We start from the raw sequence: 24120 nt of genomic DNA on the forward strand, positions 1-24120 counted from the left end.
CCCGCCCCCGTCTCACCGGGATCAGGTCAGCGCGGGCGCGCACGGGGCGACGGTGCTGGCCTTGATGGACTCCAGCTTGCGCACCGGAAGCGGCTTCTTGGGCGCGGTCTCCTTGGTCATGGGAACACCTCCTCTCCACCTCTCGTCGGAACGGGGGGCACCCGCCGGCCGGCTTCGGCGGGAGATCGTGCGCCGAGGGCGACGTCGCCGGCGACGAACCGCGCGGCGAGGTCGACGAGGCTCTCCTCGGCGTGGAACAGGGACAGGTGGTCGCCGTGCTCGGCGACGTGCAGGACTGACCCGGCGATCCGGGCGGCCACCGCCCGCGACCCGGCGGGATGCGCCGTGTGGTCGTCCTCGCTGGTGACGACGAGCGTGCGCGTGGTCAGCCCGGCGAGGTACGGGCGCAGGTCCGTGCCCATGATGGCGCCGTTGAGCCGGCAGTACCGGCGCAGCAGCTCCGGCGTCGCGTACGGGTACGTGACCAGGTGCGCCAGCCGGGGCGGGGCGACGCCGAGCATGGTGTTGGTGAGCACCGCGTGCACCGCCGCCGCCTGCTGCGGGCTGCGGGCTGCCATCGCCATCAGGGCTTGCAGATTCTGCTGGTGGTCGGTCTTCGGGCTCTCGCCGCCGAGGTCGAAGTCGCCGTGCCAGAGGCTCAGCGACGACACCCGCTCCGGAGCGCGCGCGGCCGCGACGACCGCGAGCACCGCGCCGCCGCACAGGCCGATCAGATGCGCGCGGCGCAGCCCGAACCGGTCCAGCACCGCGAGGAGGTCGTCGGCCTGGGCCACCACACCGGTGTCGCCGGAGAACCCGTCCACGTCCGCGAACAACCCCCGCGTCTCGGGGACGAGCACGTGGAAGTCGCGGGACAGCCGGTCAGCCCAGCCCTCGGCGAGCCGGGCCGGCATCCCGCACGCGGACACCATCAGCACCGGCGGCCGCTCCGGGTCTCCGGCGGCGTACGTGGGCAGCACCGCCCCGTCGCCGGTGCGCACGTCGGTGTGCCGGAACCGGCAGGTGAAGTCCCGCTCGCGCGCCTCGGCGACCGCGCGCGCCTCGTCCGCCGGCGGCGGAGCCGGGTTCGCGTCGAGGTCCAGCAGGCCGCTCAGCACCCGCTCGAACGGGCCGAGGTCGGCGGCGCCGGCCACCGGCACCGGCGCCGGCACGTCCAGCCGTGCGCACAGCCGGGCCAGCGCGGCCGCGGTGGCCGGGTCGGCGCACCGCACCCGTACCGGTGGCGGCAGCACCCGCAGCAGCGGGCCCGCCGCCAGCAGCGCGGCGGCCAGATCCCGCCCCGGCGTCACGCGCCCGCCCCGATCCACTCGTAGCTGCGGTGGTAGGCGCGGACGCCGGTGCAGGCGAGCAGCGTGCGCGCGCCGGCCACCCGGTCCAGCACCTCGGCGTACCGCCCCGGGTCGATCCGCTTGTCCGCCACCGGCACCAGGCAGTCGGCGTTGTCGGCGAGGATCCGCTTGTACTCGTCGAACGTCAGCTCGCACCGGCCGGCGAGGTGCTCGCCGATGCGCATCCGGCCGACCTCGGCGGTGGACCGCGCGTCGACCAGGCCGCTGTAGAACTCGGCGGCGCAGCCCGAGCCGTACGAGTACAGGCCCACCCGTACCGGCTCGTCGGGCCGCAGGTGGTCGATCAGGCTGGCCAGGGCCAGGTAGACCGAGCCGGAGCAGAGGTTGCCGACCAGCCGCGGGTACTCCAGGCTTGGCGCGACCCGGCGGGCGAAGTCCGCGTCGGCGTCGGGCAGCCGGTGCTCGCGGGCGAGCTTGCGGTGCGCCGCGCGGACGATGCCGGCGAACGGCGTGTGCATGGCCAGCCCGCCGAACGTGGTGGCGAAGTCGACGTCGGCCACCTTCTCCGCGTAGTGGGCGTAGGCGTTCGTCAGGCAGTCCAGGTAGGCGAACAGCGAGCGGTCGGCGTCGGCGACGTCGAACGTCGGGCCCGGCCGGGCCGAGTCGAACGTCTCGTAGCTGTGCGCCCCGAACGCCCCGAGGTCCACGTCGAGCACCCGCGGGTCGTCGCCGAGCAGCACCGCCGCGGCGCCGGTGCCCATGGCCGGCTCGGTGTACGAGGCGTTCTCGTTGACCAGTGACACGTCCGTCGCGATCACCAGCGCCTTGGCGCCCGGCGACAGGCCGGCGGCGAGGTAGCCGCAGGCGAGCTGGAGCACACCGGTCGCGGCGTAGCAGGCCTGCTTCACCTCCAGCATCCGGCAGCGGCGGCTCAGCCCGAGGTGCCGGTGCACGTACGAGGCGATCGACTTGCTCAGGTCCAGGCCGGACTCGCTGGAGGTCACCAGCAGCTCGATCCGGTCGCGGTCGGCCCCGTCCATCGCGTCGAGGATCGGCTTGGCCGCGTTCACCGCGTGCGTGACCGGGTCCTCGAACGGCAGCGCGACCGACTTCGCGGTCATCATCAGGTTGCCGAGGCGGGTCGCGTCCAGACCGCGCCCCTCGAACAGGACCGGCACCGCGACGGAGGTCACCCCGCAGTACACGTTCAGGGCCTCGATGCCCACGTTCATGCCGTCACCTCGCAGAGGTACGCGACCAGATGGTCGATGTCGGGCAGGTCACTGAAGCTGGCGAGCGGCTCGTCGACGCCGAGCCGCTCCCGGAGGGCCAGGATGATCTCGACCCGGTCGATCGAGTCGGCGCCCAGGTCGCGCAGGTGCGCGCCGCCGGAGATCCGGTCCCCGGGGACCGCCGGCAGGATCTCGGCGATCACCTCGTGGACCACCCGCCGGACCGCTTCGTCGCTGACGCTCATGTCGTCGCCTCCGTCCGGGTCTGCGCGAGGGCCACCGCGAGCGGCCGTCCGGTGTCGCGGTCGGCGAGCACCACCCGGACCGTCTCGTCGGCGCCGGGCACGTCACCGCCCGGCCGCCGGGACACCCGCACCCGCAGCACCGCGCCCACGTCGGCGTTCCCGAGGTAGCTCATCCGCTGGTCCAGCACGATCCGCCGGAGGAAGCCGCCGTCGGTGCCGCCGCGGTGCCGCCACAGCCGCAGCGACGCCCAGTCCACGATGGAGAAGTAGGACGCGAAGTAGAGCAGCCCCACCCCGTTGAGGTCGCGGCTCGGATCGACCGGGTAGTCCAGCGCCAGCCGGTCCAGCGGGTCGGACGGGTCGGGCTCGCCGCCGAGGGCGCGCAGTTCGGCGTACGCCCGCCGGGGCGAGTGCCGCGCGGGCAGCACGGGCAGGTGCCCGTGCCGGAACCCCGGTGGCGACGCGCTGCGCAGATCGCCGTTGCCGCCGGACGGGCCCCGCACCACCCAGCGGTTGAAGTTCTGCGCGTACAGGCATCCCGGGTCGGGGTGGGCGTAGAACTCGTCCGGGTCGACGACCCGTCCGGGCCGGTCGCCACGGCGGATCTCGTGCAGCGTCAGCACCGACTCGCTGCCGGAGGCGAAGGACCGCGAGTCCACCCGCAGCACGTCGCCGAAGGTCATGCCGCGCACGTGCAGGTCCGCTCCGCCGCGCAGGTGGATGTAGTGGAACGCCAGGTAGGTCGGCATCCCGTCGGCGTCGCGGGCGGTGTAGACGTTTGTGTCGCAGAGCGCGCTGACGGTGTCCCAGGTCCAGTCGCCGACCTGGCCGACGAACAGTGACCCCGGCCCGCACATGCCGGGCCGCACCACTGTCGTCCGGGTCGTCGCGTCGGGACCGAGCAGTTCCAGCTCGGGAGTCAGGACGGTCACGGCCCCTCCACTCCGGCGTCGCGCAGGAAGCCGGTCAGGATCCGGTTGCACTCCTGCGGGCTGGTCAGGTACGGGAAGTGGCCGGCGTCGGCGATCTCCGCGTAGCGGGCGCCCCGGATGCCCTGGTGCAGCAGCCGCGCCGTCTCGGACGGGATGACCGTGTCGTGCCGGCCCTGCACCACGAGCGCCGGCAGGTCCAGCTCGCCGAGCCGGTCGCGGAGGTCCGGCCGGGCCGCGAACACGTCGAGATAGCGCAGTCCCGTCTGGGGGTCCATGCTCTCGCAGCGCAGCAGCAGCGCCTCCACGGCGGCCCGCTCGTGCCGCAGCCGGTCCGCGCCGGACCCCTCGATCGTGCGGTCGAGGTCCTGGGCCGCGACGACGGCCAGCCGGTTGATCTCACCGACCCGATTGCCGATCTTGTAGGAGCTGCCCAGCAGGATCAGCGACGCGGTGTCCTCCGCGTGGTTCAGGGCGAACGTGAGCGCGACCAGGCCGCCGAACGACGCGCCCGCCACGTGGACCGGGCCGTCGACCCCGATCTCCCGCAGCACCCGCCGCTGGAGGGCGGCGATCCCGTCCAGGGTGAGGTCGGCCGAGGCGGTGCTCGCCCCGACGCCCGGGTGGTGGACGCTGATCACCTGGTACCGCCCGGCCAGCGCCTCGAACTGCCGCGCGAAGACGCCCGCGCCGATGTTGAACGGGTGCGCGAGCAGCAGCGGCGGCCCGTCGCCGGCGGTGAAGACCTCCACCTGGGCGCCGGCCACCGGCACCACCCGCCGGCGTACTGCCGGCTGGTGTTCCCGCAGCACCGTGCCGTTGTCGTCGGCCGGCGCCTCGTCGCGCAGCGCCTGCCGGACGTCGTCGGGCACCCGGTCGGCGGGCTGGTAGACCGCCCGGGCCGCCTCCCCGGCCGTGCGGACCCCGCCGGTGACCAGTTCGGGCATCTCCCCCGGTGCGGCGGCGAGCGCGGCGACGGCGGCCACCACCGCCTCGGCGTCGCCGGGCCCGAAGCCGACCGGCACGGCCAGCCGGACGGTGCCGGCGAGCGGCCCGCCGATCGCCAGGTGCGGCCCGCCCCGGACTCCGGCGCCGGCGTAGAGCCAGGCCAGCCCGGACATCGTGGGATGCTCCCGACCGGCCAGGCCGGGCATCCGGGCGAGGTCGAGCAGGACACAGTGGGCGCCGTCGACGTCCACGACCGGCAGGCCGGCCGCCCGCAGGCCGTCGCGGAGCACCGCGACGGCGGCGACGCGTCGCCGGACCAGTTCCGTGACGCCGTCGCGGTCCGCCAGTGCGGCCCGCAGCGTCATCCGGGTGGCCCGGTCCACCTCGGAGCCGCGCCGCGCCACGTGCTCGCGCAGCCGCGCCGCCAGTTCCGGGTCGCGGGTGGCGACCAGCCCGCCCGCGGTGACGCCGAAGTCCTTGGACAGGCTGAGCGTCGCCGTGTCGGCGACGGCGAGCATGTCCCGCACCACCGGCCAGGGATCACCGCCGGGGCCGGCGAGCCGGACCGCGTTGTCGACCACCCGGCTGGCGTCCAGGACGAGCGGCACCCCGTGCGCGGCCGTGACGCGGCGCAGCTCCCGGAGGACGCCGGGTGCGACGGGTACGCCACCGGCGGCGTTGTTCGCCGCCTCCACCACGACGAACGACACCGACCCGGCGGGCCGGCGGGTCAGCTCCGCCGCGAACGCCGCGATCGTCTCCGGGTCGAGCCGGCCCGCCCCGACGGCCACCGGTTCGTAGCCGAGGTCGGCGAGCGTGGACAGCCAGGTCGGGAAGGCCGCGGCGTGCAGCACGACGCCGCGCGGGCCGGGGTGGCAGCGGCAGAGCAGTTCCTCGGCCGTCCGCCCGGACCGGGTCGGCACCACCTCGGGCATGGGCAGCCAGTCGTGCGCGGTGAGCTCGGGCGGCGCGGACCGCTCGGCGAGCAGCCGCGCCCGGGCGGCGACGAAGCCGTCCGCCCGCTCCGCCCAGGAGTCGGTGAGCAGGTCGAAGGGGACCAGCTCGGTCGGCAGGGCGAGCGCGTTGTACCCGTGCGCGGCCAGCAGATCCGTACGTCCCGGCCGCAGCGCCGGGTCCGGCGGCGGTCCCGCGTCCGCCGGCGGCGCGGTCTTCTCCGGCAGCGGCACGGTGGCGCGCGGCGGCGTCGCGGCGGCGTCCCTCGGCCGCGCGGCGTCGTCCGGCGGCGGCGCGGGGGCGGCGGCGGCGCCGTCCACGAGGTCCGGGTTGGCGATCATCAGGATGATGTCGGTGACCGACGTACGGTCACCGGTCGCCGGCTGGCACAGGTAGATCGGCGTGTTCTCCGGCCGGAACTTGTTCTTGAACTGGAAGTTGCCGGGCCCGAACACGCCCACCGAGTGCAGCTCCGCCAGCGCGTCCGCCACCGCCGGGTCGGCGTTGCGCGACTCGGTGATGGCGACGCCGAAGCTCGCCCCGAAGCTGAACGAGGTGCAGCCCTCGGCGGCGGTCAGCTCGATGATCCGGACGATCGCCCACTCCAGGCCACCGGCGGGCATCTCGTCGGCGTAGAACTCCAGATCGAGCAGGTATCCCCGCTCCGACGGGATCCGGGTCACGATGACCGCGTTGACGAGAACGTCGTCCACCCGGGTGAGGAAGACCCGGTGCCGGGGGTCGAGCGTGCCGCCGCTGATCTCCTCGCGGACCACGCCGACGTACGGGTTCACCATCTGCTTGCGGCGGCCCCAGGAGTCGATCAGGCCGACGATCTGCCGGTCGGTCTCCGGCGACGCGCCGGCCCGGTACTCCTCGATCCGGCAGTCACCGGCCCGCTCGAACCGGTGCAGGAGGCTGCGCAGCCGCTGCATCCGGCCGCCCCGTACGGTGAACGAGGCCAGGTCCGTCAGGCGCTGCACCGCCCCGAACGGGGTCGCGGTGACCGGTTCCCCGGCGACCTCGGTCAGGTGGGCCAGGGACAGGAAGTTGGGCCGCAGGCCGTGACGCCGCGCCCACGCGATCCACTCCGCGACGAGGTCGTGGAAGTGGTCGTGGTGCCCGACGAAGCTCCAGGCGAACACGTCGTCGCCGCGGACCGAGAAGTTGACGTAGCCGGCCCGCGCCGAGTCGACGAACGCGTACGGCGCGATGTCCCGGCCGGCCAGTCCGCCCTCCTTGGCATGGCGGCGGTCGAGGTCGGCCAGGAGGTCACGCAGGGCCGGGCGGCCGGGCAGGGTCCGCTTGCGGACGACGACCGGCTCGCCGTCGACCTCGGCGCCGCTCTCGATCGTCCGGCCGGTGGCATGTGGACCGGAGCCTGGCTCGGTCCGGGCGCCGGTCGCGGCGGACCGCCCGGCCAGGAACGCGGTGAGGTCGGCCATCGTGGGGTGGTCGAACAGCAGCGTCTTGGGCAGCGCGCCGTAGCGCTGTTCCAGGGCGCCGACGACCCGCAGCATGTCGAACGAGGTGAGGCCGCTGTCGGCGAACGTCCGGCCCGGCTCGACGGGACGCTCCAGCACCCCGGTCACGATCTCCTCGACGCCGCCGCCGGCCGGTGTGCCCGGCCGTGGGGCCTGCGTGCCGGCGGCCACGAGTGCCGCCACCGCCTCGACCGTGTCGTGCTCGTACAGGTCCGCGGCGGTGACCTCCACGTCGAACGTCGCCACCACCAGCCGGGCCAGTTCCATCCGGAAGATCGAGTCGAGGCCGAGGTCGGCGAACGCCCGGTCGGCGGTGATCTCCGTACGGTCGGCACCGAGCACCCGCGCCACGCAGTCGCGTACCGCCTCGGCCACCTCCGCGGGCGCGGCCGGGACCGCGGCCTGCTGAACGACGGCGGCCGGCCGTTCGGCGGGGCCCTGCGGTTCGACGAGACCCTGCGGGTCGGCGGGGCCCTGCGGTTCGACGAGGCCCTGCGGGTCGGCGGGACGCGGCCGTTCGACGCGGTCGTGCGGTTCGGCGGGGCGCTCAGGTGCGGCCGGTCGCTCGGGGGCGGCCGGTGGCGCTGCCGCTGCGGGACCGGCTCCGGCCGGGTGGGCGTCCGGCCGGGCGAGGACGCCCACCGACGACGCGCCGTTCGACGCGCGTCCGCCGTTGCGTGTCCCCGCGTTCGCGGCCGTACGCCGGCCCGTGCCGTTGCGGCGCAGCGCCGACGGATCACGCAGCACGATCCGGCCGGCGGCGGTGCGCCCGACCGGGGCGGGCGGCTCGGCCGGAACACGCGGGGCGGGCCGCCCGGCCGGTTCGGGCCGGGCCACGGCGCGGGCCGGGCCCTCGTCGAACCAGAACGGCCGGGCCGCCAGCGGCGGGGCGGGCACGGAGATCCGGGCCGGCCGGTGGTCCCAGGTCGCCGCCCAGTCCACGTCTCCGCCGGCCAGCCAGGTCTCGGTCTCCGCGTCGAGGCGGGGCGGCGCCTCGCCGCGCAGCACCGCCACCGCCTCGGCGGCGTCGGCGACCACCGCGGCGAACCGGTGGGCTAGGGCCTCCCGTCCCACCTGGAGGGTGTACGTGGCACGGGCCATGTCGGCGCTCTCCGCGAGGTGGTCCGCGACCCGGCGCCGGTACTCCGCCAGGGCCGCGGGACCGGACGCGGACAGCACCAGGCGCCAGGGGCCCGACGCGGGAGCCGCCGGCAGCGGCGGCGGCGACTGCACGACCACGTGGGCGTTGGTGCCGCCGAAACCGAACGAGCTGACCCCGGCGACCCGGTCGCCGGTCCACTGCACGTCGTGGTCCAGCACTGTGAACGGGGTGCCGTCCAGCCGCAGGTACGGGTTACGCCGGTGCTGGTGCAGCGTGCGCGGCAGCCGTTCGTGCCGCAGGCTCAGCAGCACCTTGAGCAGCCCGGCGATGCCGGCCGCGGCCTCCAGGTGGCCGATGTTCGTCTTCACCGTCCCGACCGCGATGGTGGCGTCCACGCCCTCGAACGCCTTCTTCAGCCCCTCGATCTCGATCGGGTCGCCGAGCCGGGTGCCGGTGCCGTGGGCCTCGATGTAGCTGACGCTCGCCGGGTCGACGCCACCGGTCCGGTACGCCCGGCTGACCACCTGCGCCTGCGCCTGCGGGTTCGGGGCGGTCAGCGACGGCCCGCGGCCGGCGTGGTTGACCGCGCTGCCCCGGATGACGGCGATCACCTGGTCCCCGTCGGCGACCGCCGCGCGCAGCGGCTTGAGCAGCACCACACCGCAGCCCTCACCGCGGCCGTACCCGTCGGCGGACGCGTCGAACGTCTTGCACCGGCCGTCGGCGCTGAGCATGCCCGAGGACTGGAACGCCACGAACAGGCCGGGGCTCAGCAGCACGTTCACGCCACCGGCGAGCGCCGTCGAGCACTCCCCGGCCAGCAGCGCCCGCACCGCGCGGTGCACCGCGACGAGCGAACTGGAGCAGGCGGTGTCGACGGCCTCGCTGGGGCCGCGCAGGTCCAGCAGGTAGGAGACCCGGTTGGCCAGGATGCAGTCGGCGAGGCCGCTCGCGGTGTGGGCCTCGACCGGCACGTCGTGCGCGCGGAGCAGGTCGTCGTAGTCGCAGGCGGACACGCCGACGAAGATCCCGGTGTCGGTGCCGGCGAGGTCGGCCGGCCGGTATCCCGCGTCGGCGACGGCCTGCCAGGCGGTCTGGAGGAACAGCCGCTGCTGCGGGTCCATCAGCGCGGCCTCGCGCGGCGCGATACCGAACAGGTCGGCGTCGAACGAGCGTACGTCGGCGAGGAAGCCGGCGCGGACGCCGGCGGTGGCGGGGTCACCGAGCAGGTCGGTGCGGTCGGCCGGGACCGCGCGGACGAGGTCGTCGCCGGCGGCGAGGTGCCGCCAGAAGGCGTCGAGGTCCGGCGAGCCGGGCAGCACCCCGGCCATCCCCACCACGGCCACCGCGTCGGCCGGCAGGTCCGCCGGAGGCTCGGCGGCGTCCGCCGCGGGCCGGTCCGCCGCGGGCCCGGCGTCCACGGTGGCCGGGGCCGGCTGGGCCGGGAGTACGGTGCGCAGGTACGCGCCGAAGGCGGCGAGCGTCGGGTGCTCGTAGAGGACCGTCGGCAGCAGGTCCGCACCGAAGCGCTCGTTCGTCTCGTTCACCAGCTCGGTCAGCGAGATGGAGTCGAAGCCCAGGTCGAGCAGTTGGATGTCCGGGTCGACCTCGTCCGGTTCGACGAGCAGGAACCCGGCGGCGAGCGCGCGCAGTTCCGCGTCCAGATCCGGTCCCGGCTCCGGGCCGCCGGCCGGGACGTCCGAGGACTCCGGCGCGGTCTCGGCCGGGAGCTGCACCGCGACCACCGGTTCGGTGCCGGACACGACACGGTCGAACGCCCGTACCGCCTCGGCCGTCGGCAGCGGCGCACTCCCCCAGCGCCGCGCGAACAACCGGCGGGTGGCGTCGTCGACGGCCATGCCGCCGTCGGCCCACAGCGGCCAGCAGACGGACACCGTGCCGGGCCGACCGGCGGCGGACTCGTCCAGGAACGCGTTGGCGTAGGCGTAGTCGACCTGCCCGAGGTTGCCGGTGCGCCCGGCGATCGACGAGCACAGCGCGAGGAACTCCAGCGGCTCCGTGCCGAGCGCGTCCACCAGATGCCGCAGGCCGGACACCTTCGGGGCCAGCACCGCGTCGACGGCGGCGGCCGGCTTCGTCAGGGCGCGGGCGTCGTCGTGCACGCCCGCGGCGTGGACCACCCCGTCGATGCGCCCGTAGCGGCGGCGGATCTCGGCCACGGCACTGCGCACGTCGGACTCGGCGGTCACGTCCGCGCGGACGAACGCGAAGGCGTCGTCGGCCGGCGCGGTCCGGCCGACCAGCACCACCGCCGACGGCGCGCGGGTCGCGGCGAGGTGGACGGCGAGGTGCCAGCCGACGGCGCCGGTGCCGCCGACCACGACGTACACACCGCCGGTGCGCCGGACGGCCGGGCCGGGCCGGAACGGCACCATCCGCCGTACCTCACGGACGCCGCCGGTCCAGCGGACGTCGTCCACCCGCTGCTCCGGCGGCCCGGAGACGTGCCACAGGTCCGCCTCGGCGGTCACGCCGCCCCGGACCACCGCCCCGGAGAAGCCGCTGTGCTCCAGGGCGAGCGTGCGCAGCGCCGCCGTCACGGCGGTGTACGCGGGCCGCTCGTCCGGGCAGCCGACGACGATCCGCAGCGGCGCGGCCGGATCGGGGGCGAGCACCTCGGCGGCGGTCCGCAGGACCGTGTGCAGGCTCTCGCGCACCTCGTCGGCGAGCCCGCCGGCACGAGCCGGCAGGTGCACCACGACCACGTCCGGGTCGGCCTGGTCGTGACGGCCGCCGAACGTCGGGCCCTCGCCGATCACCCGGATGCGGGCCGGCGGGCGCCCGCCCTCCGGCGGCGGCTCGGCCCGCCACTGCGGCCGCAGGTACACACACGGGTCGTCGTCGGGCACGGCGTTCTCCGGCGCCGCCGCGTCCGGCACGACGTGCCCCGGCACGGCGGTCTCCGGCACGGCGGTCTCCGGTGCCGCCTCCGGAACCGCCGGGCTCGGCGACACGACGGCCCGGCCGTCGGCGGCCCGGTCGCCCTCCGGTACGGACGGCGGCGCCGGTGGCCGTGCGGCACCGGCCAGCTCGGGCAGCCACAGCCGCTGCCTGTCGAACGGGTACGGCGGCAGCGACACCCGTCCCGGCCGTACCGGCCAGCGGCCCGCCCAGTCGACCGGGACACCGCGTACCCACAGCTTCGCCGACTGGTCGAGCCGGCCGCGGCGCAGCAGGTCGGCGGCGATCTCGGCGCCGCCGTCGCCGTCGAACAGCGGATCGGTGCCGGCGGTGCCGGTGACGACCTCGCCGGACCGCAGCCGGCGGACCAGCTCGTCGACGTCGGACACGACGACGGCCAGCCGGTGGTCGAACTCCGCCCGCCCGACCTGGGTGCTGTACGCGAGCTGGTCGAGGCGCGGGCGCGTCCGCTCGGCCAGGTCCGCCACGGCGGCCGTGAGCGTTCGCAGCTGTTCCGGGGTCCGCGCCGACAGCACCACGACGTGCGGCCCCGGCTGGACGGACGCGGGCGGCGGCGCGGGATGCTCCCGGACCACGAGGTGGGCGTTCGCGCCGCCCGCGCCGAACGAGCTGACCCCGGCGCGGCGCGGCGCGGTCCACGGCTGCGCGCTCGTGGGCAGCAGGAACGACCCGGACAGGTCGATTCGGGAGTTGACAGTGGACAGGTTCGCGCAGGGCGCGATCGTGCGGTGCGCGAGTTGCAGCAGCACCTTCGTCAGGCCGGCGATGCCGGCGGCGCCTTCGAGGTGACCGATGTTGGCCTTGACCGAGCCGACCGGGATGCGCCGGCCGTCCGGCGGCGCGCCGCCGAGCGCCCGGCCGAGACCGGCGATCTCGATCGGGTCGCCGAGGGCCGTGCCGGTGCCGTGCGCCTCCAGATAGCCGACGTCGCCGGGTGCCACGCCGGCCGCGGCGAGCGCCCGGACCACCAGGTCGGCCTGGGCCGTGGGGTTGGGCACCGTGTAGCCGGCGGTCCGGCCGCCCGCGTTGACGAAGCCGCCCTCGATGACGCCCCAGATCCGGTCGCCGTCGCGCAGGGCCGCGGACAGGGGTTTGAGCAGTACCGCGCCGACGCCCTCGCCCGGCACGAACCCGTCGGCACGCTCGTCGAACACCTTGCACGCGCCGTCGGCCGACAACATGGTCATCGACGACAGCGCGACCAGGTGGGCCGGGTGCAGGACCAGGTTGACGCCTCCGGCGACGGCCGCCGAGCACTCCCCGCGGCGCAGGCTCTCGCAGGCCAGGTGGACCGCCGTCAACGAGGACGAGCAGGCCGAGTCGACGGCGAAGCTCGGCCCGGTCAGGTCGAGCGTGTACGACACCCGGTTGGCGATCGACCAGTACGCCGAGTGCCCGTCGGTGTAGCGGCCCTCCGGCCAGCCCTGCGCGGCGGCGATTCTGCCGTACGAGCCGTACATGGTGCCGACGAAGACACCGGTGTCGCGCGGCAGCGCTCCCCCGAGGGCACCCGCGTCCTCCAGCATCAGCCAGACGGTCTCCAGGAACAGCCGCTCCTGCGGGTCCATCGCGGCCGCGTCCTTCGGCAGGATGCCGAAGAAGCCGGGGTCGAACCGGTCGACGTCGGTGAGGAACCCGGCCCACCGGCTGTACGTGTGCCCCGGCCGGCCGCGGCGCGGGTCGAAGTGCTCGCGCCAGTCCCACCGTTCCGGCGGCACCTCCGTGATCGAGGTGGTGCCGGTGACCAGGTTCTGCCAGAACCGCTCCAGGTCCGGTGCGCCCGGGTAGCGGCCGGACAGGCCGACGACAGCTACCGCTTCCGCGTCGCCCCGGCCGGCGAAGGCAGGAGCGGCGAGGGCCGTGGTGGCCGGGGCGGCCGGTCGCTCCGGTTCGTGGACGGGTGCCGGCCCGGCGTCCGCCGCTGCGACGCCGAGCGTGGCGGCGAGCGGGCCCGGCCGTTCCCGGGCCAGGTGCTCGGCGAGCTGCTCGATCGTCAGGTGCTCGAACAGCAGGGTGGCCGGCAGGTCGCCGAGGTCGGTCGAGAACCGGCGTACGAGGTGCTGGCTGACCAGCGAGTCGACGCCGAAGTTGTCGAATGTGACGTCGTCGTCGAGCTGGTCCGGGCGGTACTTGAGAACCTCCGCGAAGACCGCGCGGACGTAGTCCCGGGCGGCGCGGGCCGGCACCGGGTCCACCGGCGGCGCACCGGCCGTCGCCACGAGCACGCACTGCTCCTGCTCGTCGTCGGGGACACCGGGCATGCCGAGGATCCGGCCGGTCAGGCCCGCCTCGGCGAGCGCCGCGCGCCACCCGGCCGGTGACAGCAGCGGGGAGTGCGGCAGCCGCCGGTGGGCGTCGGTGAACCGCCACCAGCCCGGCAGGAGGCCGAACGTCGCGGTGAGGAAGTCGGAGGCGCGGGTGACCTCGTTGAGCAGCAGCACACCGCCGGGGCGCAGCAGGGACCGGGCATGGCGCAGGCTGCGGACCACGTCCGCGGTGGCGTGCAGCACGTTCGTGGCGAGCACGACGTCGTACGAGCCGGCCTCGAAGCCCTGCCCGGCCGGTTCCCGTTCGATGTCGAGGACGCCGAACCGCAGGCCCGGATGGCGTCCGCCGAAGCGGTCCTCGGCCTCGCGGAGGAACGCGGCCGAGACGTCGGTGAAGTCGTACCGGACTCCCGGGCAGGCGTCGAGGACGAACGCCGAGCCGGCGCCGGTGCCGGCGCCGATCTCCAGCACGCGGCCCGGCCGGCCGTCGGTCCGGTCGAGCGCGGCGGCGGCCTGCGCCGCCACCAGCCGGTGGTAGAAGTCCGCGGCCCGTTGCCCCTGGTAGACGGCGGCGACCAGGTCGGTGCTGCCGCCGGGGAAGAGCACCTCGGTCGGTGCGGTCCGGCCGTCCAGGACGCCGGGCAGGGCGTCGACGCACCGGGCCAGCAACGCGACGTGCGGGGCGAGGTCGGGGTGCCGGGCGAGCACGTCGGCGGTGGACGGGCCGGCCGGAGGCCCGGCCACGGCGGCGGCGACGGCGGCCGCCAGCGGCCCGGAGGCCGGCCCGGGACGGTCCCGGAGCCGGTCGCGCAGCAGGTCGCGGGCCAGCCCGTCGAGGGTACGGAAGGCCGCGCTGGACCGGTCCAGCGACGGGTCCGTGTCCCCGGCGGCGCCGACCGTCGCGGGCGGGGCTGTGGTGACGGCCTCGTCGGCGGGCGGGGACGGGTGGACGCCGAGCGCGGCGAGCCCGTCCCTCGTGCCCTTGAGCACTGCGACCTGCGCGTGCGGGCCGGCGAGGATCCGTTCCAGCGCCGCGACGCCCTCGGCCGGCTCGATGGAGCCGATGCCCAGCGCCGCGAACCGGGCCGCGTATCCGGGGTCGGCGACCACGCCGACGCTGCCCCACCAGCCCCAGTTGACCACGCGTACCGGTTGCCCGCGGCGGTGCAGCGCCAGCCCGTACGCGTCCTCGAACGTGCTCGCCGCGGCGTAGTTCGCCTGCCCCGGGGCCGGGGCGAACGACAGCGCCGAGGAGAACAGCGCGAGGAATTCCAGCGGCTCGCCGGCCAGCGCGTCGGCGAGCACGCCGACACCGGCGACCTTCGGCCGCAGCGCCTCGGTGAACGCCGCCTCGTCCATCGCGGACAGGGCGCGGTCACGGAGCACGAGCGCGGCGTGGAACGCGCCGTCGACGGGCCCGAACCGCTGTCGCGCCTCGGCCACCGCGCGGCGGACCGCGACCGCGTCGGTGACGTCGGCGCGCAGGTAGACGGCCTGCCCGCCCAGCGCCTCGATCTGCGCCACCAGGGACCGGACGCGCTCGTCCTCCGCCGACCGGCCGAGCCACACCAGGCGGGCACGCCGGGTCCGGGCGAGGTGACGGCTGACCTCGAATCCGATGCCGCCGGTGCCGCCGACGACGAGGTAGACCCCGCCGTCGCGCAGCGGCGCCTCGCCCGCCGGTCCGGCCACCGGCTCCAGGCGGCGGACCAGGCGGCGGTCCCCGCGCAGCGCGACGAACCGGTCGGTGCCGTCCTCGCGGCGGATCGCCTCCGCCGAGGTGGCGTCGCCGGGACCGGCGTCGACGCAGGTGACCCGCCACTGCGGGTACTCGGCGGCGATCGCGCTGGCCAGCCCGGCCAGCCCGGCGGCGTGCGGGTGGACCGGCTCGCCGGGCAGGCCCGCCACCCCGGACACCACGAAGGTGAGCGTCAGCGGTCCCCGGTCCGCGCCCAGGTCGAGCAGGCGGCGCAGCAGGCGGAACGCGTCGAGCGTCGCGGTGTCGTCCTGCGGCGGGGCGGCCGGATCGGCCGTGCGGGCAAGCACGTACACCGTGTCGTAGCGGCCGGTGGGCAGCTCGCCGAGTGGCAGCCTGTCGTCGGCCCCGAGGGCGGCGGCGAGCGCGGCGTCGGCGGGGGTGTGCACGGCGAGGACCCGCCCGGCAGGCGGTTCGCCGGAGGGCGCACCGGCCGGCCGCCAGGCCGGGACGTACAGCAGGTCCTCCGGCGGCGCCGCCACGACCGGCCGGCTCTCGGCGGCGGCGGACGGGGTGCCGGGCGCGTCGTAGGGGCGCAGCGCCACACCGTCGAGCCGGGCCCTGACGTCACCGGCCAGGTCGGTGAGCACCACGTCGAACCGTCCGCCGTGCCGGCTCACCACGTGGACGCGGGCGGTCGCGGGCAGCCGGTCCGCGACGAAGACGGACTCGACGGCGAACGGTACGAGCATCCGGTCCGCGGGATCGACCAGCCCGGCGACCGCCTGCAACGCCCCGTCGAGCAGCTGGACGTCGCCGTCGGGACCGGCGGTGAGCGTGCCGAGCGCCTCACCGGCGCCGAGCCGCAGCTCCGTCAGCACCCGGAAGGACGGCCCGTAGCGCAGACCGGCCCGGGCGAACCCCGCGTACAGGTCCTCGACCGGACGGCGGACGGGACAGCGGGCCTCGACCGACGGCAGGTCCACCCGCTCCGGCGGCGCCGGGTCGGCGGCGGGGCGGGTGGCGACGGCGTACGGCGTCCCGCCGACGGTGAGGGTGATCCGGTCGTCCCGGGTGACGACAGCCGTCACCGGCTCGGTGACCACGACGGGCCGCAGCCAGGTCACGTCGGCGGCGCGGGCGATCCCACCGGCGGTGGCCTGGCGCAGGAACGCCGCGCCGGGCAGGACCGGGACGCCGTGCAGCGTGTGGTCGGCCACGAGCGGGTCGGCCGGGGTGAGGGCCGTCTCCCGCCGGTCGCGGCCGGTCCAGAAACGGTCGCGGGCGAAGGGGTACGTGGGCAGCGGGATGCGACGCCCGGCCGGCATCGCCGTCCAGTCCACGTCCGCGCCGGCCACCCAGCGCTCGGCGAGCGCGACCAGGTCGGCCGGGGCGTCGGGGGCGGGCGGTCCACCGGCCAGCTGCCGGACCAGGTCGGCGGTGTCGGCGGCGACGAACGCGGCCCGGACCGGCAGGTGGGCCCGGCCGCGCGCGAGAGTGGCGGCGACGTCGTGGACGTCGGCCGGTTCGGTACGCAGGCGCCGGGCCAGCCGGTCCGTCAGGTCACGCAGCGCGGACGCGGTCCGGGCCGAGAGCGGCACCACCACCGGCCCGGTGCCGGTGCCCGCCGTCGCGGCCGGCGCCTCGGCGACCACGAGATGGCAGTTGGTGCCGCTGAAGCCGAACGAGCTGACGCCGGCGAACAGCCGGTCGTCGTGCCACCCGGTGAGTTCCCGCACCACCGGCAGCCCGGGGATCGGCTCGGTGGCGTGCGGGGTCGGTGGCAGCTGCCGGTGCCGCAGGCTGAGCAGCACCTTGATCAGGCCGGCCACGCCGGCGGCCATGGTGGTGTGACCGATGTTCGCCTTGACCGAGCCGATCCGGCAGTGCGGGCCGACGACCTGGGCCAGCGCCTTGACCTCGATCGGGTCGCCGAGCGCGGTGCCGGTGCCGTGCGTCTCGACGTACCCGGCCTCGACGCCGGCCCGCGCGTGGACCTCACGCAGCAGACGGACCTGGGAGGCCGCGCTCGGCGCGGTGATGCCGTTGGTGCGGCCGTCGCCGTTCACGCCGCCGGCCAGGATCACGCCGTGGACGTGGTCGCCGTCGGCGAGCGCCCGCTCCAGCCGCTTGAGGACGACCACGCCGACGCCCTCGCCGAGCACGATGCCGTCGGCGGCGGCGTCGAACGGCAGGCACCGGCCCGTCGGCGACAGCATCCCGGTCTGGCTGGTCCAGACCTGCATCTGCGGCGTGCACATCACGGCGACGCCACCGGCCAGCGCCGTGTCGCAGTCACCCGAGCGCAGGCTCTCGCAGGCCAGGTGCACCGCCGTCAACGACGACGAGCACGCGGTGTCGATCGCCATCGTGGGACCGGTCAGGTCGAGCAGGTACGCGATCCGGGCCGGCAGGATCGAGCTGGCCCCGCCGAGGAACGCCTCGCTGGTGTCGCCGCGGCCGTGCCGCTCCAGCAGCCGGGGGTAGTCGCCCGCGCCGCAGCCGACGAAGACGCCGCACCGCATCGGCCGCCCCGCGTACCCGGCGTCCTCCAGCGCCGCCCACGCCTGCTCCAGGAAGATCCGCTGCTGCGGGTCCATCGCCTCGGCCTCGAGCGGCGAGATGCGGAACAGCCCGGCGTCGAACGCGTCCACGTCGTCCAGCAGCGCGGCCCACCGACTGCGGGTGCGGCCGGGCGCGGCCGGGTCCGGGTCGTAGAGTCCCGTCAGGTTCCAACGCTCGGGCGGGATCTCCCGGATGGCGGACCGGCCGGCGGCGAGGTTGTCCCAGAACGTGTCGAGGTCCGGGGCGCCCGGGAACCGTCCGGCCATCCCGATCACCGCGATCGCGGTGGACGGGTCCGCAGCCGGCGACACGTCCGCTGCCGGTGCCGACGCCGAAGTCGCGGCCGGTGCCGGCTCCGGGTGGGACGGCGACGCCGACGGTGGGCGGACGGCGAACGTCAGCGGCGGCGGCTCCGGAGCCGTGGCGGGGGCGGCCCCGGACGCCCCGCTGGGCGCGGTCAGGACCAGTGGCGGCGGGCCCTCGGCGGCCGCCGAGGTGGCGGTCGGCGAGGTGGCGGTCGGCGAGGTGGCGGTCGGCGCGGCGACCTCGCCCGCACCGGGCGCGGCCACCTCGGCGGCGGCCGGCGCGGCGGCTCCCGTGACAGCGGGCGTGGGCGTGGGCGCGGCGGACGCGGGCGCCCCTGCTGGGATCGTCTCGTCCACGACGGACGGTGCCGGGGGCGCGGCGGCCTGGGCACGCAGCGAGGCGGACTCGGCCAGGTTGCGCAGCACCGCCCGGGCGAGGTCGGGCACTGTGGGATGGTCGTACACGGCGGCCGAGTCCAGGTCGGTGCCGAACCGCCGGTTGAGGTCCCGCACCAGCTCGACGGCGCCGATGGAGTCCAGTCCCAGGTCGGCGAAGGTACGCGACGGCAGCACCTCGTCCGGGCGCAGGTACAGCAGGGCGCCCACGATCTCCGTCACGGCGTCGCCCACCGCGCCGTCGTCGGGGCCGGGCTCGGGCTGCGCCGCCGGCGTCGCCCGGCCACGGAACCCGTCGACCTTGGTGAAGTGCTCCCGCACCAGGGCGGCGGACTCCGCGCCGAGGACGTTGCCGTGCATGCGGACCTCGCTGGCGATGACGTCGGGCAACCGGTCGAGGATCCGGCCGGCGAGTTCGTTCTTGAGCGACCGGATCACCGCCGGCGGCTTGTCCGCCATGGACCGGGCCAGGTCCAGCGCGGCCGGGACGACCTCGTGCGGCGGCAGCACGGTCACGCCGGCGCCGCGCCGGCTCAGCTCGGCGCCGGTCATCGACCGTCCGGTCAGCATCATCTCGGCGGCCAGGGCAGGGCCGAGGCGTTGCTCCAGGATGTACGTGGCGCCCATGCCCGGGGTGAAGCCGTAGCGGGTGAAGTTCGCGCTGTAGACCGATGTGTCGCCGAGGACGACCACGTCGCCGTAACAGGCGAACGCCAGTCCCCCGCCGGAGGCGTGCCCGGCCGCGGCGGTGACGACCGGCCGGGTGCAGCGCAGGATGCCCTCGTAGACGAGCGCGGCGTCGGTGAAGGTGCCCTCGCCCTCGGCCAGCGCCCGCAGGGCCTCCGGCGTGCCGCCCATGCTGAAGACCGAGCCGTGGCCGGTGATCACCACCGCGCGTACGTCGTCGCGCCGCTCGATCTCCGCGAACGTGTCCGCCAGCGCCGCCAGGAGCCCGTCGGTGAACATCGGCGCGCGCATCGACACCAGCGCGACGCCCTGGTCCAGGACGCGGAACTCCAGCTCCGGCCCGTCCGGGACGACCACGTCGCCGTCGACGGCCGGTTGCGGGCCCGCCGCCGGCGCGACGTCGCCGCCCGTCCCGGCTCGGACCGAGTCGACCGAGCCGGCGCGAGCCGCCTGCGTACCGGTCGTGTCGGTGACGGCCACGTGCGTGTCGGCACGGGTCACGTGCGTACCGGCCGTGCCGGCGACGGCCGTGCCGGCGACGGCCGTGCCGGTGCGGGCGGCGTCCCAGCCGCCGAGCCAGCACGGCTCCTCCGGCAGCGGGCAGGCCGGCAACGGGACGCGGCGGGGATGCCCGTCCGGGTAGCAGGCGGACCAGTCGACCGCGCCGCCGCCGACCCAGTGCCGGGCCACCTCGTGCAGGTCACCGGCTCGGAACGCCGCCACCGGGTCGCCGGTGGCGGGCGCGCCGGTGCTCACCACGTCCGCGGTGTCCTCACCCCGGGCGAAGCGTTCCAGCGCGGTGCGCAGCGCGTCGGTGCCGGACGTCACGACGGCGACGCGGACCGCCTGCGCCGCCCGTCCCACCTGCGTCGTGTAGGCGATGTCGCGGACGCCCCGGTCCGCGGCGAGTTCGTCGAGGCGCGTGGCCACGGTCAGCCGGCCGATCGCCTCCACCCCGACCAGGTCCGCCAGCCGCGCCGGGTCGAGCCCGAGGTCGCCGAGGGTCGCCGACGGTTCCAGCGCCTCTTCGGGTACGCCGAGAAGGTCGGCCACCGCCGCCGTCGGGCCGGTCGCCACCGGCAGGCCGGCCGCCATCGCGCTCGCGTACGCCCGCAGTGTCTCGGCGGTCGGCGCGGAGAGCACCACGAGTGCCGGCCCGTCCGGCGCGGGCGCGGCGGCGGGGGCGAACTCCTCGACCAGCACGTGGGCGTTGGTGCCCCCGGCGCCGAACGCGCTGACGCCGGCCCGCCGCGGGACGCCGGGCGGCGGCGTCCACGGTTCCAGCGTGCGCTGGACCCGCAGGGGCACGGCGGCGAAGTCGATGTGCGGGTTGAGTTCCCCGGCGTGCAGCGACGGCACCAGCGCGCGGTGCCGCAGTTGCAGCAGCACCTTCGTCAGGCCGGCTATCCCGGCCGCGCCCTCCAGGTGCCCGATGTTCGACTTGACCGAACCGATCGCGCACGCCCCGGCCGGCAGGTCCGCACCGTCGAACGCCTGCCGGAGGCCCTCGACCTCGATCGGGTCGCCGAGCGCGGTGCCGGTGCCGTGGGCCTCGACGTAGCCCACGGTGGCGGGGGTCCAGCCGGCCGACTCCAGGGCGGCGCGGACGAGCGCGGCCTGGGAGCCGGGGCTCGGGACCGTCGCCCCGGCGGTACGTCCGGTGTGGTTCACCGACGTCGCGCGGATGACGCCGTACACGTGGTCGCCGTCGGCGAGCGCGCGCGACAACGGCTTGAGCAGCACCGCGCCGACCCCCTCGCCGGGTACGTAGCCGGTGCCGTCGGCGCCGAACGCCCGGCACCGGCCGTCGGTGGACAACCACTGCCCCTGCGCGAGCTGGAGGTACTTCTGCGGGTGCACCGTCACGTTCACGCCGCCGGCCAGGGCGAGCGTGCACTCGCCCCGCCGGATGCTCTCGACCGCGAGGTGCACGGCGACAAGCGACGACGAGCAGGCGGTGTCGACGGCCAGGCTCGGCCCGGTCAGGTCGAAGGTGTGCGAGACGCGGTTGGGGATCGCGCAGTGCATCGCGGTCGGGGCGACGCCGTCGGTGGCCCCGCCGACGAGCTGGTAGTGGTTCCACATGACGCCCGCGTAGACGCCGACGACCTCGCCGCGCAGGGTCTCCGGCGGATGTCCCGCGTTCTCCAGGGCGTGCCAACAGGTGGTCAGGAACAGCCGTTCCTGGGGGTCCATCCGCTCGGCGTCCCGCCGGGACACGCCGAAGAAGGTCGGCGCGAAGCGGTCGACGCCGTCGAGGAACCCGCCCCACCGGCCGTAGGTACGTCCGGGGGTGCCCTTCTCCGGGTCGAACAGCGCCGCGTGGTCCCAGCGGCCGGTGGGCACCTCGGTGATCGCGTCGACGCCGCCGGCCAGGTTGCGCCAGAACGCGTCCAGGTCGTCCGCGCCGGGGTAGCGCCCGGCCACGCCGACCACCGCTACCGCGTCGTCACCCGGCCCGACCAGGGCCGGTCCGCCCACGGCCGGCTCACCGGCGGCCGGTCCGCCGCCGGGCCCGGCGTCCGGGCGCGAGACGGCGGCAGCACCGGCGGCCGGGCGCGAGACGCCGTCGGCTCCGAGGGCCGGGTGCGAGACGGCGGTTCCGGTGGCCGCAGCCGTATCGAGGGCCGGCACGAGTTCCCGCAGCCGCTCCGGCCGCCCGTGCAGGACCAGGACCGCGTCGTACGGACCGCGCAGCACGTCGCGCAGGACGTCGAGCGCGGTGCCGGTGGGCATCGGCTCCTGGCCGGTGCGCTCGGTCGAGCGGCGCAGGGCGTCGGCGGGCGCACGCATGCCGCCCTGCGCCCAGTACGGCCAGCCGATGACGACGGTCCGGCCGCGGCCACGCCGCTCGACGTGGCGCAGGCCCGCGTTGGCGTACGCGTAGGCGGCCTGGCCGGGGTTCGCCACGTCGGCCGACGCGGAGGAGAAGGCGACCAGGAAGTCAAGCGCGTCACCGGCGGTGGCGGCGTCGACGTGGCGCAGGCCGTCGAGCTTGGGGGCGGCGACGGCGGCGAGGTCGCCCGGATCGCCGCGGAAGAACAGGCCGTCCCGGGTGACGCCGGCGCAGTGCAGGACCCCGTCGATCCGGCCGAACCGCTCCCGTACACCGGCCACCGCCGCGTCCACAGCGGCGGCGTCGGTGACGTCGGCGATCGCGACGTGCACCTCGGCGCCCGCCGCGCGGCACCGGTCGACGAGCGCCGCCGCGGGCGCGGTGCGCGACAGCAGGGCGATCCGGGCCCGGTGCCGGCGCGCGAGGTGCGTCGCGAGGACGGCGGCGAGACCGCCGGACCCCCCGGTGATCAGGTAGACGCCGCCGTCGCGGAACGGCTCCCCGCCCGTGGCCCCGGCGGCCGGGTCCACCTCGCGCCAGCGCCGCACGAGACGCCGGCCGCCGACGTGGCGGACCTCCGGCTCGGTGTCGGCCGACCGCAGTTCCGCGCGTACCGCGGCGGCGAGGTCGCGGGCGTGGTCGACCTGGACGAACCGGCAGCGCAGACCGGGTATCTCGGCCGTCACGGTCCGGGCCAGCGCCGCGGTCGCCGCCTGCTCGGCGGTGGGTTCGCCGGCATGCACGACGAGCAGGTCGCGCGGTCCGGCGTCGACGAGGGCGGTGGCGGCGCGCCACAGGTCGGCGGCCGGGTCGTCGGTCAGCAGGACGACGGCGGGCGGCAGGTCACGGGCATCGCGGAGCCGGTCGACGGAGTCCACGTGGGCGGCGGCGAGCCCGGCGGGCAGCGCGCCGCCCACGACCAGCGCCTCCGGGGTGCCGGTGCTCGGCGGCGCCGGGTCCGCGGGCACCCAGGCGTCGACGAAGGCCAGCACCGCGGACTCGGGGGCGGCCGGAGCCGCGTCGGCCACCGGCGCGTCGGGCGACGGAGGGACGGCCGAGGGCTGCCCGGTGGACAGGTGCGCGGCGAGCGCGTCGATGGTGGTGTGCTCGAACAGCAGCGTCGGATAGAGCTTGCGGCCGACGAGCTGCTGGACCCGCTCGGTGAGCCGGAGCAGCGCGACCGAGTCGAAGCCGAGGTCGTAGAACCCGGTGCCGGTCGGCACCTCCGCGGCCGGCCGGCCGAGCATGTCCGCGACGGCGGCGCGCAGCGTGTCGGTGAAGCCGTTCGCGATGCCCGGCGAGGACACCGCCGGCTGTCCGGGCGCCGTCGCCTTCATCCCGGACCGGACCGGTGCGGCGTCGGCCGACACGTCGGCGAGCAGCCGGTGCACCAGGCCGGATTCGCGGATGCGCTTGCAGGTGAGGCCCGTGAACCCGGCCAGGAACCGGCCGTCCGCGTCGCGGATCGTGTAGTCGGTGGTGATCACGTCGCCGGACGGCGCGAGCCGTTCCGGGCGCGGTACGTGGACGTGACACGCCGGCGGCAGCGGCTCGGGCGCCCGGAACTCCTTGACGAACATCGGCACGAACGGGTCGTCGGTCGGCATCCCGACCTGCCCGAACCCGGCCAGCGTCGAGGCGTCCAGCGAGGCCGGGTGCAGGTGGAACCCGGCGTCGCTGGACGCCGGGTGCTGGTCGCGGGTCAGGTCGGCCAGGAGCGCGCCGCCGCCGATGTGGAGGGTGCCGCGGCAGCGCATCGCCGGGCCGTGGCGGATGTGCTCCCGTACCGCCCGCTGGTAGAGCACCTCCATGTCGTCGTGCCGGTCGGCGGCGGCCCGCAGTCCGGCCAGGTCCAGCGGCGGCGGGACCGGTTCGTCGGTGACGCAGATCAGCCCGTGCGCGTTGTCGTGCCAGCCGGAGACCGGGTCGTCACCGCGCAGCCAGCGGCTGCGGACGGTGAACGGACGCCCGGCGTCCTGTGGTTCGCCGATGGTGAGCACGACCTCGCGGTCGAAGCCGTCGGTGGTGACGATCGCCTCGGCGAGCACGGTGTCTCGCACGCAGAGCCGGCGGTGGTCCCAGCCGGCCGCGACGGCGGTGCGGTAGACGAGGTCGAAGAAGACGACGCCGGGAAGCACCGACACCTCGTGCAGCCGGTGGTTCCGCATGACGAAGTCGTCGTGGGTGAGCCGGAACCGGCTCTGGACGTCGGCCATCAGGA

Annotated in this window: 5 protein-coding genes; all 5 read right to left on the minus strand. The window is 76.1% G+C overall.

The window, feature by feature from the left end; all coding sequences use genetic code 11:
- Positions 1–116: 116 nt before the first annotated feature.
- From KSK32_RS30200 to KSK32_RS30220, 5 genes are read right to left on the minus strand one after another with little or no spacing between them, the layout of a single operon-like run.
- Positions 117–1310: an alpha/beta fold hydrolase gene (locus KSK32_RS30200; protein WP_216934925.1), complete on the minus strand. Its 1194-nt coding sequence runs from the start codon at positions 1308–1310 to the stop codon at positions 117–119.
- The gene (locus tag KSK32_RS30205; RefSeq protein ID WP_216934927.1) at positions 1307–2542 is read right to left on the minus strand and encodes a hydroxymethylglutaryl-CoA synthase family protein; all 1236 of its coding nucleotides are present in this window, start codon (positions 2540–2542) and stop codon (positions 1307–1309) included. Before KSK32_RS30205 ends, KSK32_RS30200 begins: the two co-directional genes overlap by 4 nt.
- Complete coding sequence (locus KSK32_RS30210; RefSeq protein ID WP_216934929.1) at positions 2539–2787, minus strand: acyl carrier protein; 249 nt, start codon at positions 2785–2787, stop codon at positions 2539–2541. Before KSK32_RS30210 ends, KSK32_RS30205 begins: the two co-directional genes overlap by 4 nt.
- Positions 2784–3719, minus strand: coding sequence for an LnmK family bifunctional acyltransferase/decarboxylase (locus tag KSK32_RS30215; RefSeq protein ID WP_216934937.1), 936 nt, complete (start codon positions 3717–3719; stop codon positions 2784–2786). The genes KSK32_RS30210 and KSK32_RS30215 overlap by 4 nt, the downstream gene beginning before the upstream one ends.
- Entirely contained in the window at positions 3716–24115 is a 20400-nt protein-coding gene (locus tag KSK32_RS30220; RefSeq protein ID WP_216934939.1) for an SDR family NAD(P)-dependent oxidoreductase, read from the minus strand. Before KSK32_RS30220 ends, KSK32_RS30215 begins: the two co-directional genes overlap by 4 nt.
- Positions 24116–24120 lie beyond the last annotated feature (5 nt).

The organism is Micromonospora sp. WMMB482 (assembly GCF_019038635.1).
In the GTDB taxonomy this organism is placed as follows: domain Bacteria; phylum Actinomycetota; class Actinomycetes; order Mycobacteriales; family Micromonosporaceae; genus Micromonospora; species Micromonospora marina.

Coding starts and splice junctions, on each gene's coding strand:
- KSK32_RS30205 (WP_216934927.1), bottom strand. CDS start 2,542: ATGAACGTGGGCATCGAGGCCCTGAACGTGTACTGCGGGGTGACCTCC.
- KSK32_RS30210 (WP_216934929.1), bottom strand. CDS start 2,787: ATGAGCGTCAGCGACGAAGCGGTCCGGCGGGTGGTCCACGAGGTGATC.
- KSK32_RS30220 (WP_216934939.1), bottom strand. CDS start 24,115: ATGGCCGACGTCCAGAGCCGGTTCCGGCTCACCCACGACGACTTCGTC.